We start from the raw sequence: 16,602 nt of genomic DNA on the forward strand, positions 1-16,602 counted from the left end.
GTTAAGAATGTAAAATTTTATTGCTCAGGCCGATCGCCCAGGCACAGACTGGGTAACAATAAGGGTTTTGTTTACCAGACGTCACCGGAAACCATCGTGATTCAAACCAGCCTCAATCGTCATATCATCGATCCACCCCAAAGCGTGAATCCGGTTTTTGCCCGTCACGAGACCTTTCACCCTCGGTTTGGCTGGCTGAAAAAGGGTTTTGATAAAGCTAAGGAAGATCCTGGGGTATTTTTGGCGGAAGATGCGCCAGTGCGTCTCGGTGTGGGGAAAAATATGGTGCGATCGATTCGCTACTGGTGCAAGGTGTTTAAGCTGTTGGAAGGCGATCGCCCTACAGTATTCGGCGAAAATCTTTTAAAAGATGACGGCTGGGATCCGTTTTTGGAAGATCCAGCTTCTCTGTGGTTGCTACACTGGAATTTGCTCAAACCCCCCTGCGACGCGGCAGCATGGCATTACACTTTTAATCAGTTTCGGCGGGTGGAATTTTCCCAAAATGATTTGTTCTTGGCGGTGTCCGACTATGGGAAAACTCTCAAAAAAAATCTGGCTGATTCTTCAATTAATAAAGATGTTAGCTGTCTGCTAAGGATGTACGTTAAACAAAGCCGAAATCATCAAGTGAGTGAGGATTCGATTGATTGTCCTTTTGCCGAATTGGGTTTAATTACTAGGGCTGGCGACTCTAAATATTACACCTTCCGAGTCAACCAGAAGCGGAATTTACCCCCGGAAATTGTAGTAGCAGCCTGCTTAGAATACGCTGAATTTGTGGGGCGTGAACAACGCACGATCGCCCTATCTCGGCTGCTTTATGATATCGGTAGTCCGGGGATGGTGTTTAAGTTGCCAGAAAGTGCCGTCTGTGATGCCATTGAACGGGTGGCGCGGGGGTGGGATGCGATCGGTTTATCGGAAGCCGCCGGATTAATTCAGTTTTACTTTACCCAAAATCCCCAAGAATTAGCGGATCATCTGCTGGGAATGTATTACAATAAAAGGAGAGTTGATTAATCCAATGCCTAAACTTTTATCAGATTATTTTAGCCTCAATCGTCGCTATTCTCGGTCTATCAATATCGAGCGGGATTTTGACAATGTGGAAGCCTTAGCCGGATATATTCTAACAGAGCGATCGCTAGATGCACTGCGGCGAATTTTGACCGGATTTACTAACCCCCAAGCTAACCGCGCCTGGACGCTAACCGGAGTCTATGGAACCGGAAAATCATCCTTTGCTCAATTCTTAATTGCCGCCTGTGGCGACGAAAAAAATTCCGCCCACCAGGAAGCCTTAGCACTAATTGAAACTACCCTTGGTAGCGACAGTAAAGAGTATTTATCATTAACTAAAACTATCCCCAAAGCAGGTTTTTTTAGGGCGATTGTCACCGCACAAAGGGAACCTTTAAGCCATACAATTATTAGGGCTTTATATCGTGGCTGTGAAAGTTTTTGGGCTGACAAAAAGACACATAAAAGACCCAAAGTATACCGAGACTTAGTAGATTTAAATGCAGAAATTGACCACCAAAACTCTGTCAATAGTAAAGATGTTGTCACCCTAGTTAAAGAAATTAGTAAAGCCGCCGCAACTCCCCTGTTAATTATCATTGATGAGTTAGGGAAAAACCTAGAATTTGTCGCCCAAAATCAAGGGGCAGAAGATTTATATCTGTTGCAACAATTAGCAGAACTTCCTCGTGATAGCAATTCTCCCATTTATTTAATTGGTTTGCTACATCAAGCCTTTGCAGACTATGGGGAAAGATTGAGTTCAGTTCAACGCAACGAATGGGCGAAAATTCAAGGCAGGTTTGAAGATATCCCCTTTAAAGATTCCTCCCCTCAAATGCTTCGATTGGTGGGTAAGGCGATCGATGCTTCAAATGCCAAAACCTATACAGGCGCGATTAATGACAGGGCTAGACAATGGTTTGATTCACTACCTGTCGCACTTACCTCAGACATCACTACTGAGGTGCTGGGTGCAACCTATCCCCTGCATCCGTTGGCGGCGTTAGTATTACCTGAATTATGCACCCAATACGCCCAAAACGATCGCTCCTTATTTACATTCCTCACCAGTGCCGAACCCTATTCCTTTAGGCGCTATTTAGAAGAGACGATCGCAGATGATACGAAACTGCCCACCTTGAAACTCGACCGTGTTTACGACTATTTTATCGAAGCCGTGGGGATGGGTATCACCTCCCGCCCGAAACTGCAACGATGGATAGAAGTGCAGGGCTTAATTAACGATGTTTCCAAAACCTTGGATCCTGACAGTTTACGGGTGCTGAAAACTATCGGAACCTTAAATATTGTCACCACCACCGGGGGGCTGAAAGCTACACGATCGCTTGTGGCTTTGGCAATGTGTGACGGTGTGGACGAGTCCCAGGAGTGGGAAAAAGCGATCGAGAACCTGCTGCAAAAAGGAATCGTTACCTATCGGCGACAAGTTGATGAGTTGCGGATTTGGGAAGGGTCTGATTTTAATGTAGATAGCGCCGTAGCCGACTATTTGGGAAGCGATCGCACCACCCTAGTCGAACTTCTGTCGGAAATTCGCCCTTTGGAACCCCTAGTCGCCCAACGACACAGTTATGTTACAGGAACCCTGCGCTATTTTGAACGGCGCTATCTTGATAATCCTATACATCTCTCCGCTCTTTCTTGTACCCTGAAAGATGCCGACGGTGCGATCGCTTATTGGGTGGGGGAACAATTGCCCAATGTTATGCCAGAAATGACCACCGACGGCAAACCTTTAATCGTGGTTGGTGTCGCCAAATTGGAAACCTTGCGGATACAGGCGCGGGAATTGGCTGCATTGCGACACATTGAAAATAATGCTCCCGAATTGCAAAGCGACGGGGTGGCGCGGCGAGAAGTGCGTTACCGTTTAGTGCAAGCCGAGGAGTTATTTGATGATAGCCTTAGTCAGGCTTTTGACCTCGCGGAAAATCCCAACCAATGCTGGATTTTGGGAAAACAAGAAACCCTCAACCACATTACCCATTTTCACGCCCAACTGTCGCGGGTGTGCGATCAGGTTTATCCTCAAACCCCGATTTTGTGGAATGAACTAATCAATCGGCGCGACCTCACCTCCCAAGGCGCTAAGGCGAGACTGGAGTTGATTTCGGCAATGTTGCAATACGGCGATCGCCAACGGTTAGAATTGACAGGATACGGCCCGGAAGTGAGTATCTATTACTCCCTTTTGTCGGAAACCAAAATCCATCGCTGCGAGGATGACCAGTGGGGATTTTACCCGCCGCCGGAAGATGCGGGGATTTTCAACGTTTGGAAGGCGATTGAAACCTTTTGTCTGGAAGCGAAAGAACAACAGCAAACCTTAGATTTGCTTTATCAGCGCCTGCAAGCGCCTCCCTACGGCATGAAACAAGGGGCGATCGCCATATTGTTAGCGGCGGTGCTGCTTTACCTTATCGACGACGTGGGGGTTTATAAAGATGGCTCCTTTATCCCCGTGTTGGGATTGGAACATTTCGAGATATTGGTGAGGTATCCCGATCGCTTTTCCGTGAAATACTTTGAAGTCCTCGGAGTGCGATCGCAAGTCTTTAAAGAATTGGAGGCAATTTGGGGGAAACGCAAACCCCTCAATAAACCGGGGCTTCGTAATATCACCCTGTTAACAGTCGTTAAACCCTTGTTTCAATTCGCCAAAGCATTACCCCCCTACACCACTCAAACTAAGCGCCTCAGCGCCCAAGCAGTGGGGGTGTTGCAGGCGTTGCAGCGAGACCAGGAACCGGACGAACTGGTGTTTACATCTTTACCGCAAGCCTGTGGTTTGCCCGCAATTACCAGCCAAGAGGGAGAGGATGCCAATATTGCCAAAACCCTCCGCACCAAGCTAGTAGAAGCCCTGCGAGAGATTCAGACTGCTTATGATTGCTTGCTCAACGACTGTCAGACGCGCTTATACGAGGCGTTTGGCATCAGAAGCCCCGAAACTCGCCTGCGGGAAGATTTGCGAGTGCGTGCGAGTTATATTAGCGGTCAATCTCTGGAACGTCGCCTAACCAGTTTTGCTTAGGCGGCAGCAGATGAGAGTAAAAGCGATCGCCAGTGGTTAGAAGCACTGGTGATGATAGTTGCCGATAAACCTGCCGAGTCCTGGACTGATGAAGATGCCACCGGATTCGAGATTAAACTCAGCGACATCGCCAGAAGGTTTAAGAACCTGGAAGCGTTGCAGAAAGAAGTCGCCGCCAAAGGAGAGGGATTTGAGGCGCGGCGGATTACCGTTACCCGTCCCGACGGCAAGGAAACCCACGGCATAGTCTGGAGCGATCGCGAATCCCAAGGTAAAATCGAGGCGTTGGTTGAAGAAATATTGCAAAAACCGATTTTGCGAGATAATCCTCAACTCCAGCAAGCCTTTGTTGCTAAACTAACCGAAAGAGTTTTGGCAGCAACCTCCCCCGAGAATATTCCTCAAATGCAGCGAAAGCGTGAAACCCTGAAGCCTGAAGCCGATCAAATCAGTGTGAATTAATCGCCAAATCCAGCAGGTTTACCATGAATCCGACGAAAACTCCTCAGACTATGGAAAATCATCCGGTGGTGTTGCATCTCCATCCGGCGATCGAGTTAACCCCAGAGCAATTTTTAGAAATTTGTCAACTCAATCGAGACTTACGCCTTGAACGCACAGCCACAGGAGAATTAGTGATTATGCCCCCCACTGGCAGCGAAACGGGTGGACGCAATTTTAGACTACTCGGCCAGCTTTATAACTGGACTGAAGGAGACGAGACGGGAATTGGGTTTGATTCGGGTACGGGTTTTACTTTACCGAATGGAGCGCAAATTTCTCCCGATGCTGCTTGGGTGAAGTTGGAACGATGGAACGCCCTTACAGCAGAAGAACAGGAACAATTTGCTCCCCTTGCGCCGGATTTTGTGGTGGAATTGCGATCGCTATCTGACCCCTTAAAACTACTCCAAGACAAAATGCAACAGTACATCGATAATGGGGTGCAACTGGGATGGCTGATAGACCGCAAACAGCGTCGAGTTTACATATATCGTCCCGGAAATGCGGTAGAATGCCTCAATAATCCGGCTACAGTTAGTGGCGAGCCAATCTTGCCTGGGTTTGTTCTGGATTTAAGCAAAATTTGGTAAAAAAGCCCTCGAAAAACTTGCTAAAGTTAGGGTGAGCAGCCCGAAATGTGGGAAAATTACAGGAGATATGAGCAACAAACCCCTTCGACATATCCTCGGTTTATCCGGTGGCAAGGACAGCACGGCCCTCGCCGTACTCCTGCATAAACAAGTGCGGCAGATGGAGTATTTCTTCTGCGACACTCACAACGAATTGCCCGAAACTTACGAGTATCTCGATCGCATCAAAGCTGGCTTAGGGATTAAAATTCACTATCTGAGTGCCAAGCGAGGATTTGACCATTGGCTCGACATTCATGGCGGGTTACTTCCCTCGCCCAATGTTTATCTAATCTTAGCAATCGGTTGTTAACCCCAAAATGAATGCCTCAGAACTCCCCAATTCTGACCACCTGAATATTGCAGCCTTATCAGCTCTATTTGTCCATACCACCAATTCCTACAAGTATCTTTTTTTCTGGTCACTTTTAGATATTCTAGCCCGCCAAAATTTCCACAAATCCCTATCGATTAGTTTCCGCGAAATCATCATCGAGATGCTGGCAAATGCTTGGTATCCGCACAATTATTTTAAATTATCCTTTGGCTCCCAAGATAAAATAGCAGACAAATTAGATACACTCGCATTAAAGGTGGGTGAACCCATATTAAAATTTAGAGACCCCGATAAAAAACTCCTGCGAACCACAATAGGTGAGCAAGACTTAGAGGATATTGTTAACTATATCACTCGATATGTTCCATTCCGTCTGCTTATGCCTTTTATGAGGAAACAGTTAAAAGGTATAGACATCGATCATGGAGTAGATCGCGAAATGCCGAAGGTTGCCCAACTTTACTTTGATACCTGCAAACCCTTGTATTGTTTTGATGCCACGGTAAAGACAGAGTGCCGTGGGATTATTTTACACTCGGAATGGGTTTCCTATCTACAAGAAAACTATGCGATCGTTCGCGGGTGGGTATGCTGGGAATGGCTCAAATATATGCAAAAGTGCAATCCAAATATTCCCGCCGTTGCCAATAAACTATTCCCCCCACAAAAACGAGATTCCCTGTCATCTCAGACGAAGTATTGGAAATTAGTCTTGCAGCATACTGAACTAAGATGTATTTATTCAGGAACCATCTTAACCCCTAATAATATTTCTATCGATCACTATTTACCCTGGTCGTATGTCGCACATGATCGCCTTTGGAATTTAGTTCCCACTCTTCCAGAAATTAATTCATCGAAATCTAATAAATTACCCAATCGAGTATATTTTAATAATTTCGTGTTGCAACAACACCAAGGATTGACCATTTCTTGTAAAATAATGGGATTGCCACAATGGCTGAAACAAATAGAATCTTATTTAATGGATCTAAAGATATCAAATTCATTAGATTTACTTGAACTGGAGCCACTTAGAGCGGCTTATCAATCTACGATTATTCCTCTTACGGAAATTGCGACTAGGCAAGGGTTTGAGGAATGGTGACTGGGTTAATTATTTACAACAGTGATTTTAAAAAAATCCCTAATCTAGTTTGACGACATACTAAATATCCAATTGGAGGTTAACTCTGATATGTCATTTAACTTTGGAGTTCAAAAAGAGCCAATTTACGGAACCTATGGGGAGTTTAGTATCGGCTCAGATGATAACCGAGTCCGCACTCAATTTTTGTTAACAAAAATGAAACCAGGAACGGAAGGAATTTGGGAAAACTCTCTCGCTTCTCAGATGGTTCCTTGGCGGGAAATTTTTAAGATAGAAGAATTAACATTCGATGAACTGATCCAACGCAATTTAGATGATTCTCGCGTTGCTCACGAACTAATCCCCTATCTTTTAGAAAAATCTAGTGCAGTTGCCCGATTTTTCCCTCCAATTCTTGCAGTATTAGTCCCCAAAAAATCGGAAAGAACAGGAATCCAGTCTTACTACCCAGCACCGCGCCAAGTCAGTGAACTGTCAATCAGCTTTGGTGACTTATTTGATTTTGAAATTGAAGGAAACTCTAGTCCTCTGGGAGCCATCAAATATAACCGACAAAAAACTGCCTTCATTATCGTTGATGGTCAACACCGAGCAATGGCCGTATTAGCCTTACATAGACAAATCAACGATAGCTGGTCTGGGAATACCTTTGCGGGATTTTACAATCACCTGCACCTCACGGAAAGTCAAATAAAAAATATCGAATTACCCATTTGCATCGTTTTCTTTCCCGATTTACACGACAACAATGAACAATTCAAGCAGAAGGGAATCAGCTTGCCAGCAGTATGCCGAGAAATATTTTTAGTCGTAAATAAGAACGCCAAGCCAGTCAGTCAATCCCGAGAACTTTTACTGGACGATGAAGACTTGGCAGCTAGGATGATGCGTGAAACCCTTTCCAAATTGAAAGATCGGGGTGAGTCAGAGGCTTCAATTGCTCATATTTATTCCTTTGCGTTTGGAGATTCAGTTTCTGAAGCTCAACACCGCAGGACTGAAGTGGTAGCGGGTCAACTTGAATACACCTCTGCAGTAGCTTTGCACAAAATGCACGCAGCCGTTGCCTTTGGTGTACCCTCCGCTTTCCAGCTTGACTCCAAACAAGATATAACCGATGGCAGAAGAATCCAAAACTCAGAGCGTCCAGCGACAATTTTGGTAGGAACGGAACTACAAAAGTGGCCTACACTTTCCCGTCGTTCTGGTAGATCTCATCCCCCGGATGAAGTGGAACAAGCGGTCAAGCTATTGGGGGAAGTTTCGGATGCTGTGATGCTTCCACTCTTTGATCGGTTTCGTCCCTTCGCCGTACACAACTTTGAAATGAGATCCTTACGCACTCGGTTAATGGATGCAAATTTGAGAGCGGATCCGATTCACCACAAGTGCTCTAGTCTGCTGTTTGAAGGGAGTGGAGTACGAAGTGTTTTTGAAGAACATATTAAGCGGCTTCGCGAACGGGAAGACCAACTCCAAGAAGAAGGTCGATCAATTGGAGATTATGTAAAGAACCAGCTACAAGATGCTAAAACAACTGCTTCAGCACTCAATCGGTATGAAAATGATATAAAAAGCCGAACAGCCGCAAGGTTCTTTCGTATCGATTATGAGAAATTTTTCTCTGCTGAAGGCAATGAAGCCGAGCGAAAAGAGTTGCTTAATCGATCCAAGTCAATTTTTGATACAGTTTCCACACAAGCTTTCCAACTGGGATACTTGATGGCGGTTCATTCAGTCGTAGAATTGATGCTAGATACAGGTACACCCTACGATCGGCGTCTTCAGGTCATTGAATTTGTTTCCAATCTGTACCTCAACGCGATGAACACCTACTTTTCATCGGGAACAGAGGTGGAGCATCGTACTCTAAAAGGTTTTGTGAATGAACCCAGAGCAAAAGTCTTCGCTCCCAATGAACTAGGTTTGCGCGGCCTTTTAGCTCAAAGTGTGAAAGAACTTAATGAGAGTCAATGGAGCTTCTTTCGGTATGCCATTTTAGAGATGGTTCACTGCCAACACGCTTATGAGACGCTGTTACATGGATTAAACACAGCTACCGATGTTTCCCTTGCTGAAGCATATAGAAGAAATTTGCCTTACTCGGTCTATGCCATGATTCAGATGCGGAACCAATACATAGAGGCGGCAGTCAATTCATCCCTGAATTCTACAGAATTTAAACAAGAGATTCAGCTTTTGAGAGCTCGCTGCCAGGGTGAAGGTAAAACTCAAGAAGAAATAGAGAAGCTGATTAGTCAAAGAGAATCCGAAAAAACAGCAGAAATAGGAGAAAAGTGCAAAAAAAATATTAAAGCCAGTTTAGGGGAATTTGCGAAAGAGGATAAAATTACCAACCGTCTATTAGAGAATCCTACTGGTAGGGATCTTGAAGAAACAGTGGAATAAATGCAAAATAAAATGGGGTGGGGCTGAAACCCTTCAGGGTCCAAGGGTTTAAAAAATAAAAAATCGACAATTAAACCGGCGGAAGGTGGGTTAAAATTGTGATGCAGGATTGCAACGCGCATACGGTGTTGTGCTTCCCTCGCAAAACCTTTACGCCGGATTTTCAAGGGGTAAAAGCGAATGTGGTGTTTTTCCAGAAGGATTTACCCACCGAGGCAGTGTGGATTTTTGATGACCCTTCTAATGTACTGGGGATGAAGAAGGTGCCAACCAACCCAAAGCCTAGCTCCGAACATTACGAGCCTAGCTCCGAACATTACGAGCCTAGCTCCGAACATTACGAGCCCAGCTCCGAACATTACGAGCCCAGCTCCGAACATTACGAGCCTAGCTCCGAACATTATCAGCGCTTGGAAGAGATTGCAGCTCCTGTCCGTGCCAAAAGTCGCATCAGTAAAGAGATTGTTGAGCAGGTTATTTTAAAATTATGTTCCGAACATTACTTACCACTGCGAACATTAGCTGACTTATTGAAGCGCGAACCAGACAGCATCAGGAACCACTATGTCAATCCGATGTTAAAGCAGGGCTTATTAGAGGCAAAATACCCTAACGAACCCACTCATCCTCAGCAAGCCTACAGAACCTTGTCGCCACCAGAAATCAGTAAGGTTTCTGAGACAGGGTGATTTTCTCAAAGTTAAAGCTGAAATCATACTTCTGCTCCCAGCGCCCAATTCACAATGCCCGACTCTTTATTTTATCACCCCAAGAGTTTTTGCAAGAATTAGGAGAAATAGAATGAGCGACTTAATTGTTAAAATCCCCGATTCTTTGTACCAACAAGTAGCAGAATTGGCAGCCCGAGAAAGTATCTCTGTTGACCAACTGGTTGCGATCGCCTTTTCGGCTCAAGTTTCCCCTTGGATGACTCAAGATTATGTCGTGGAGCCAGCAAAACAGGGAAATTGGGAACAATTTAAACAGGTTTTGAGCAAGGTTCCCTTAGTTCCGCCGGAGGAAGTAGTTGTCAGATTTCTGAAGTGGCGATCGCTACACTGTCAACTAGAAATGCGATCGCAGCTTTCCCGAATCCCCAATTGCTATAATCGACAGGGTAAGCCCATCTAATTCGGTATTAAATTTAATTGACAAAAAAGTTAGCTTACAGTATGTGGAAATGAAACGGGCGGGAATGAGTGATGAGTACATGATGCTTACCCTCAAATCCTGCTGTCACGCCTGATTGATATCTGCTTACCCTCCTCCGTCCCCCTATGATTGTCAGATGACCACCTATATCTACCATATTACCCATCTTAAAAATTTACCCTCTATTTTGCGTTCTGAGGACCTCCTTGCTAACAATCGCTTAAAATCTCAGCGGATCAATTATGTAGATATTGCTCACGAAACCATCCAGAATAAACGCGCTCAAATTAATATTCCTTGTTCCAGGGGCGGCACTCTTCATGATTACGTTCCTTGGTATTTTGCGCCTCGTTCTCCGATGCTTTACGCCATATCCAGAGGCAACGTTCAAGGATATGAACAGGGGCAAAGTCCGGTGATTCACTTAGTGGCAACAGCGGAGGATATCGCAGCAGCAAGTCTTCCTTTTGCATTTACGGACGGTCACGCAATTGTTAGGTATTCAGAATTTTATGACAATCTCGACTCTCTCAATGCGATTGATTGGGAGATTATGAATGCAGGGTATTGGGCAGATACCCTGGAGGATGGAGACCGGAAGCGCCGCAGACAAGCCGAATTCTTGGTTTATGAGTTCTTCCCTTGGACACTCGTGCGAGAAATCGGGGTGATAGATGTCGGAAGAAAAGCCGAGGTTGAAGAAATATTACAAAACTTTACGATTTCGACACCTGTAAAGGTTTTTCGGGAATGGTACTATTAAAATTAAGGCATTGACCAAAAGAGCAACTCCCGGCAATGATTCACTTTAAGCAAGGCAACCTATTGACAGAAAAGGCTGATGCCCTGGTGAACACCGTTAACTGTGTCGGTGTCATGGGGAAGGGGATTGCTTTGCAATTTAAGCAGGCGTTCCCGGAAAATTTCCGAGCCTATAAAACAGCTTGTGATGCTAAGAGAATCCATCCGGGGCAGATGTTTGTAGTTGCTACGGATAAGCTATTCCCCAAATACATCATTAATTTCCCCACTAAGCGCCACTGGAAGGGAAAATCTAAAATAGAAGATATCAAAGCGGGATTAATTGCACTGGTTGAGGAAGTCAAACGGTTAGAAATTACCTCGATCGCAATTCCTCCTCTGGGATGCGGAAATGGGGGCTTAGATTGGGCGGCAGTTAAGCCTCTCATCGTTCAATCTTTTGCGGAAGTTCCCGATATTGAGGTGATGATTTTTGAACCGACTGGCGCACCGGTGGCGGACCAAATACCGGTGGCTACCTCTACCCCTAAAATGACCATCGGGCGTGCTTTATTGATTCGCTTGCTGGAATTGTACGGGATTCCTGGGTATCGCTTAACTAAGCTGGAAATTCAAAAACTCGCCTATTTTTTGCAAGTAGCTGGCGAACCGTTAAGACTGCGCTACGTCAAACATCAATTCGGACCTTATGCAGACAATCTTAATCATGTTTTGCAAAAGATTGAAGGTCATTACATTCGCGGATATGGCGATCGCACTGAAACTTCGGCAATGTATGTCTTAGAAAAGGGTCGTGACGCTGCCGATCGCTTTTTATCAGCACATCCCGATACGGGCGCGCGCCTGCAACGAGTCAGCGATTTAATTGAAGGATTTGAGACCCCTTACGGGCTGGAAATGTTGGCAACCCTTCACTGGGTGGCCACGGAAGATCCGCAAGCTGCCATCGATTGCGATCGCGCTATTGAAAAAGTACAGGAATGGAGCGATCGCAAGCGCCATCTATTTAAACCTAACCATCTGCGAATAGCTTGGGAACGCCTTGACACTCAGAACTGGTTTGATATCAATAGCGATGACGAAATCCAATAATGTTCATGACCCTAAAAAAATGTGCGAACGATAAGATATTGATGAAACTGCCCGATGTAGAACCGGAGGAATTTGATAAGCTGGAGTTGTAGATTGCTGAAGTTGCGATCGCCCACTCTAGGACGGGTCAGGCAGACTTCTAGAATGGCGATCGGCGATCGCCTTTCTATTCCTGGAAATGAATACCCACGATCGGCTGACAGAAAGACGGCGATTGTGCAATAGTTCAGACTTGAGTCAATGGATAGCAGTATAGACCCTATTTATGGCGATCGCCTATAGCAATCCTAAATGATTCCCTCACCCCCAACCCCTCTCCCTTTCTGGGCCGCCATCGGTTGGGGGTGAGGGCATTCCACAACTAATTTAGGGTTGCTATATTAACCTGGTTCTCGAATCATTCCCACTCAAACCCATGAAAAATTAGGCGGTTCCACTATTTTTTTTGAACAAACCGCAGGCTGTTTAGCGGATGAGCCATTGGTGAGAGAGGCCCAGGGGGAATCTGAGGTCAGAGCGGAAATTTAGGGATTTCTTGACTGGATACTAAGGTCTAAGAGGGTTTATAAAAGCAGGTGAAGTTAGAGTTGAAAACTTGCTGGAATGTGAAAATTATCCATTGCTAGTTCAGGATATCCTACAAACTTTTAGTAGTAATCGGCAAAATTAAATGGTGACAAAGAAAGTTAGCAGGATAAGGCTTTCCTGATGGAACTGTACGGTTATGTTTTGATATTTTATGAATTCTATTTAAAAAATGTGGGTGATGCTCCAAACTACAGGAAAGTTTGGCTTCAATATTACTAAATACTTTACTGGTTTCAGGGGAAAAAAGATACCCAAGCATACCGCCTTGGCTAGAAAATGGTGCGTATCGGCAAGTCAAAAATTCATTATTAATGTCGTTTATATACTCAGAAAGTTTCCCCTCCGAACGAAGTACCTTAGCTTCTAACGGCCACATCATTCTTCCGTCACCACCATGCATAACAAAAGCAATATCATATTGTGGTGACTGGGCAGGCGGTGCCTTCCTTGTTTCAAATTCATAGGGACCATGTTCTACATCAAATGGCTCCCATCCCGTCATACATTGTCGAATTCTGGGAACAAATCGCTGGGTAATCGTCCTCTCGCGCTCCTCATAATCTTGCTGCCAGCAAATTTCTAACAAGTCACACTCTCGGAGCCGGTCATATCCCTCCCAAACTAATGTTAAAATCAACATCGATTCGTCTTCACACCACTCTTTTGCTAATTTAACAAAATCAGGTGGAACTGGTAGGTTCTTGGTTTCCCAAGGTGTTGGTCGTCTCCTAGCCACTTATGACTCCTAATTTAATTTATGAGTAAGATTCCAATCCGCTGTGCCACATCATAATATCAGCAGCCACTTCGTCAGCATCCCGTAAAGCCATAGAGCGTGTCCAGTAGCGGATTTGATCTGGCTTTACAAAATACACAGTAGGAATGGTTTTTCCATTCAAGTGAATAGAATCATATATTTTAGCAACCCGCTGATAGAATATTCCCCCCTCCTCTATACTGGACTTTTTTAAAAAGGATTGATTTAACCCCTCTAACTGTTCTATAATATCTAAAGAATCTACGGGTTCAACCTGGATTTCTTCACCCTCATCATTTAGGGTAAGATAAAAAGCAATTAAACGAAACGGCATATAGGGAGTATTATGCTCTTGAAAAATTTTAGCACAGATGTTTTTATTGGTGCCAAACCCAGCTTTAATCACCTTTAAAAAACAAGTGCAATATTCTTTTAAGACCAATTCCGAAGCTATTGTTCTAAAAAGAGTGCTAGATTGTGAACGAGTGCTTTGACGGCCAGGAGATGAACGATTACCTTTAAAATCAGGTAAGGTGTAATTAAAGATATCCTCAATTAGCAACCACTCACTATCCTTCAAGGAAAAGGCTTCACAGACCCGATTGTCTACATCATCAAAATCCAATGTTTGAATATCCTGCAATCGAATTGGATTTTCAGGAATTGGAACGCGCAGCAATTCATCAACATTAGGTTCAGGTCTATAAGAAGCAAAGCGTCCACTTGACAAAAGAAGATAATAAACAGCAAGCTTGCTGTTATAAGTTAGACAAGCCGCTTCTAAAATTGAAGTATATTGACGTGGAACATGGACAGTCACGTAACTTTCAGAACAAAGCACTCCTTGCTTATCCTCATCTGACAGGATAATTGCTGCTTGAAATCTTTTTGAATCAATTGTCCAAGCTTGCTTTAAAATTAGTTGGGGTATTTCAAACGCCGAAAAATCGCTAGAATCTCGTGAATGGGTATAAGGATCCTCGTTAGGCAGCAAATCTTCTAGATTGATAAAAATAAAGGTACGAGCGGGGAACTGCCGCACCAGGCGTTTTCCCAGGATATCTTCCTGATACTTTTTTCTATTACCCCGGATAATACCTTGTCTTTTAATGGCAATTTTAGCACGCTCCAGTTTTTCAAAGTTTTGTCCTTGGCTCAACCGGCGCACTAAAGCTAAGTCACGTCTGCCACCCCACATTAATGCAGTCCATACTAAAGAATCTTGGATTGCTTCTTGCGGATAAATTAAATTGATATCATGAGGTTCTATAACTATGCGGTAATCATCTTCATTACTGGCAACAGGCTTTGGGCAGATATAAGACAATGGTTCACCATTTGGTAATTCGGCAGATATCGTGACAATGCAAGTGGGTGAAATAGCGTCTTTGAATAACCCAAATCGCAAAGCAGATAAATTCACAATTTCATCTACTTTATATTCATAAAAAAGTTTTTCCCGAAATCTTTTTGCTGTACTAATTTGATTAAAAATTAGTGCAAGAGCAGGCTGGAGCATTGCAATCGGTTGACCAGCCTTTGCTAAAGCCGCAGATTTGGGCAAGAAAAGTGGGCCAATATTGCCGTAAGGAATCGGCCACTTATTTGTTTTTGCCCAAGACTTCGCAAATTGAGTAACTGTATTTTTTCCCCAAGGGGCATTACCTATCACTAAATCATATTGCCCCGCATCAGCCACTGTGCGAAACCCTTCTACATTTTCTTGGAAAAAGTCTGCAGATATTAATCTCTTGTCTCTCAGTCGTGGAAAGCGTACTTGCTCCCAATAATATCGAGGATCTATCTCATCACACATAGTCAAGTAAAGGCTAAATGAAGCAACCCTTACTGCTTGCGAATTAATATCTACTCCCACCAAATTATCTGTAAGAATTTGTTGCAATATGGGTGCAGTGATTTCTTCATTTGGATAAGATTTCTTCCATCTATAAATAAGTCGCTGAAATGCTTTGACTAGAAAAATGCCCGATCCACAAGCCGGATCTAGAATTTTCAGATTCCACTCGCCACTATCCCACGGCAAGACGCCATCCAAGATAAAGTCAACGATATGTCCTGGAGTATAGTGAACTCCTTTATCCGCATTTTTTTTTCCTTTGTCAACAAATTCTTCATAAATACTACTAATGAACTCAAGGGGTATGGCATCAAAGGAATACTGCGGCCAGAGGCAACCCTGTCCCGTTTCCATTTCCAGATCGCCACTGACAAATTCTGCAAGCAGATTGAGATGTTGTTCAGTGACTTTATGTTCCTCTGCTTGCCATTCGTGTTCGCGTTCCGCTTCTGTCGCTCCTTTTCCTGGAAATAAATCCCCATTAAATTTATGGTTAAGCCAGCGAAAAAAATTATAAGTATCTCTTTTATTTCGGAAAATATCAGTTAAATTTTCATAGCTTTCTAATAAGTGTCCTTGTTCATGTAAATGAGCTAGTAAGTCTGGATTTAAAGCGGCGTTTCCCTGAGAATCTTTTCTGTCAAATAGAAATTGAATAAAAATAATCCTGGCTAATAAATCGTGGATGGTGTCGTAATCGAGTTTAAGCTTATTAAGTTGCTTGCGGACACTTTTGAGATTGCTCAGGAGCATTTGGTCAGCAGACTGGCTACGCTGAAATCGCTTATTATTTGCTTGAAAAAACTGCCCTGACACCAAATCAGCCCAGTGGATGTGTAAAGTATCAGCCGCCTGTTGAGAGAGAGAGGTCTGATCGAACAATTCAAGTTGCTGACGCGAAACTTCAGCTACAGGTCTGAGATTCTCAAATTCGGTTGGGGGGCCTTCGTAACAGCTCCAAATTCGCAACCGATCCGGTTCCGCAGTAATTAGCGACGGAGAGCGAGCAAAACTCCATGCAAGTCTGTAAGTTTCTTTAAGCGTAGCCTCTGATACTGGAATAGGAAACTGACAGACCACGGCGATAGGGGCCTCAGTTTCATCCCCGTGAGGATTTGGAGCGAGCACTCCCACTTGGAGGTCAGCACCAGAACCATTTAAAAGATTTTTGATATTCCTTCCCAGTTTTTCCCGAGCTAGGCGTGCATACACGCTGGGCCCAGCACCTGTTGGCTCCATGACTTGAGCCAGTTCAGGCCAGTGGAGCTTTTGGTGAGCTAGTTCTAGTAATCCAGAAACAGACATAGGACGGTTTAACCTGC

Annotated in this window: 14 protein-coding genes; 12 read left to right on the forward strand and 2 right to left on the reverse strand. The window is 44.2% G+C overall.

Going from position 1 to position 16,602, the window contains the following annotated elements; all coding sequences use genetic code 11:
• Positions 1-96 precede the first annotated feature (96 nt).
• From XZ46_RS23405 to XZ46_RS34785, 12 genes are all read left to right on the forward strand, one after another.
• Entirely contained in the window at positions 97-1,023 is a 927-nt protein-coding gene (locus tag XZ46_RS23405; protein ID WP_048895272.1) for a DUF4007 family protein, read from the forward strand.
• A gap of 4 nt (positions 1,024-1,027) precedes the next feature.
• Positions 1,028-4,081 (forward strand): hypothetical protein, encoded by a 3,054-nt coding sequence (locus XZ46_RS23410; protein ID WP_008055059.1) that lies wholly within the window; start codon positions 1,028-1,030, stop codon positions 4,079-4,081.
• 51 nt (positions 4,082-4,132) lie between these two features.
• A complete protein-coding gene (locus XZ46_RS37055) occupies positions 4,133-4,543 on the forward strand; it encodes a hypothetical protein (protein WP_008055057.1) in 411 nt (136 codons plus the stop codon).
• A gap of 23 nt (positions 4,544-4,566) precedes the next feature.
• Complete coding sequence (locus tag XZ46_RS23415) at positions 4,567-5,175, forward strand: Uma2 family endonuclease (RefSeq protein ID WP_008055054.1); 609 nt, start codon at positions 4,567-4,569, stop codon at positions 5,173-5,175.
• Positions 5,176-5,242: 67 nt separating this feature from the next.
• On the forward strand, positions 5,243-5,527 hold the full coding sequence (locus XZ46_RS23420; protein ID WP_008055052.1) for a phosphoadenosine phosphosulfate reductase domain-containing protein: 285 nt from the start codon (positions 5,243-5,245) through the stop codon (positions 5,525-5,527).
• Positions 5,528-5,534: 7 nt separating this feature from the next.
• On the forward strand, positions 5,535-6,659 hold the full coding sequence (locus XZ46_RS23425) for an HNH endonuclease domain-containing protein (protein WP_008055050.1): 1,125 nt from the start codon (positions 5,535-5,537) through the stop codon (positions 6,657-6,659).
• Between the two features lie 90 nt (positions 6,660-6,749).
• A complete protein-coding gene (locus tag XZ46_RS23430) occupies positions 6,750-9,071 on the forward strand; it encodes a DNA sulfur modification protein DndB (protein WP_008055049.1) in 2,322 nt (773 codons plus the stop codon).
• A gap of 101 nt (positions 9,072-9,172) precedes the next feature.
• Positions 9,173-9,760: a Fic family protein gene (locus XZ46_RS23435; protein WP_008055047.1), complete on the forward strand. Its 588-nt coding sequence runs from the start codon at positions 9,173-9,175 to the stop codon at positions 9,758-9,760.
• A gap of 112 nt (positions 9,761-9,872) precedes the next feature.
• Positions 9,873-10,202 carry a hypothetical protein gene (locus tag XZ46_RS23440; RefSeq protein ID WP_008055045.1) on the forward strand — a complete coding sequence of 110 codons (330 nt, stop codon included), beginning with the start codon at positions 9,873-9,875 and terminating at the stop codon, positions 10,200-10,202.
• 157 nt (positions 10,203-10,359) lie between these two features.
• Positions 10,360-10,986 carry a type II toxin-antitoxin system toxin DNA ADP-ribosyl transferase DarT gene (gene darT / locus XZ46_RS23445; protein WP_008055044.1) on the forward strand — a complete coding sequence of 209 codons (627 nt, stop codon included), beginning with the start codon at positions 10,360-10,362 and terminating at the stop codon, positions 10,984-10,986.
• 35 nt (positions 10,987-11,021) lie between these two features.
• Entirely contained in the window at positions 11,022-12,077 is a 1,056-nt protein-coding gene (gene darG, locus XZ46_RS23450) for a type II toxin-antitoxin system antitoxin DNA ADP-ribosyl glycohydrolase DarG (RefSeq protein WP_008055040.1), read from the forward strand.
• Between the two features lie 72 nt (positions 12,078-12,149).
• On the forward strand, positions 12,150-12,302 hold the full coding sequence (locus tag XZ46_RS34785) for a hypothetical protein (RefSeq protein WP_157234539.1): 153 nt from the start codon (positions 12,150-12,152) through the stop codon (positions 12,300-12,302).
• 412 nt (positions 12,303-12,714) lie between these two features.
• Here XZ46_RS34785 and XZ46_RS23455 read toward each other — a convergent pair whose 3' ends face one another.
• Positions 12,715-13,401, reverse strand: a complete 687-nt coding sequence (locus XZ46_RS23455) for a hypothetical protein (protein WP_006670695.1) — start codon at positions 13,399-13,401, stop codon at positions 12,715-12,717.
• A 19-nt stretch (positions 13,402-13,420) separates the two neighbouring features.
• Positions 13,421-16,585: an HsdM family class I SAM-dependent methyltransferase gene (locus XZ46_RS23460; protein ID WP_008055038.1), complete on the reverse strand. Its 3,165-nt coding sequence runs from the start codon at positions 16,583-16,585 to the stop codon at positions 13,421-13,423.
• Between the last annotated feature and the right edge of the window lie 17 nt (positions 16,586-16,602).

The sequence above is a fragment of the Limnospira indica PCC 8005 genome (assembly GCF_000973065.1).
GTDB classification, from domain to species: Bacteria; Cyanobacteriota; Cyanobacteriia; order Cyanobacteriales; family Microcoleaceae; genus Limnospira; species Limnospira fusiformis.

What these genes read in the sequence shown, in the direction of transcription:
- XZ46_RS23460 (WP_008055038.1), bottom strand. Translation starts at nt 16,585, where the DNA reads ATGTCTGTTTCTGGATTACTAGAACTAGCTCACCAAAAGCTCCACTGG.
- XZ46_RS23430 (WP_008055049.1), top strand. Translation starts at nt 6,750, where the DNA reads ATGTCATTTAACTTTGGAGTTCAAAAAGAGCCAATTTACGGAACCTAT.
- XZ46_RS23420 (WP_008055052.1), top strand. Translation starts at nt 5,243, where the DNA reads ATGAGCAACAAACCCCTTCGACATATCCTCGGTTTATCCGGTGGCAAG.
- XZ46_RS37055 (WP_008055057.1), top strand. Translation starts at nt 4,133, where the DNA reads ATGATAGTTGCCGATAAACCTGCCGAGTCCTGGACTGATGAAGATGCC.
- darT (WP_008055044.1), top strand. Translation starts at nt 10,360, where the DNA reads ATGACCACCTATATCTACCATATTACCCATCTTAAAAATTTACCCTCT.
- XZ46_RS23440 (WP_008055045.1), top strand. Translation starts at nt 9,873, where the DNA reads ATGAGCGACTTAATTGTTAAAATCCCCGATTCTTTGTACCAACAAGTA.
- XZ46_RS23415 (WP_008055054.1), top strand. Translation starts at nt 4,567, where the DNA reads ATGAATCCGACGAAAACTCCTCAGACTATGGAAAATCATCCGGTGGTG.
- XZ46_RS23425 (WP_008055050.1), top strand. Translation starts at nt 5,535, where the DNA reads ATGAATGCCTCAGAACTCCCCAATTCTGACCACCTGAATATTGCAGCC.
- darG (WP_008055040.1), top strand. Translation starts at nt 11,022, where the DNA reads ATGATTCACTTTAAGCAAGGCAACCTATTGACAGAAAAGGCTGATGCC.
- XZ46_RS23435 (WP_008055047.1), top strand. Translation starts at nt 9,173, where the DNA reads ATGCAGGATTGCAACGCGCATACGGTGTTGTGCTTCCCTCGCAAAACC.
- XZ46_RS23410 (WP_008055059.1), top strand. Translation starts at nt 1,028, where the DNA reads ATGCCTAAACTTTTATCAGATTATTTTAGCCTCAATCGTCGCTATTCT.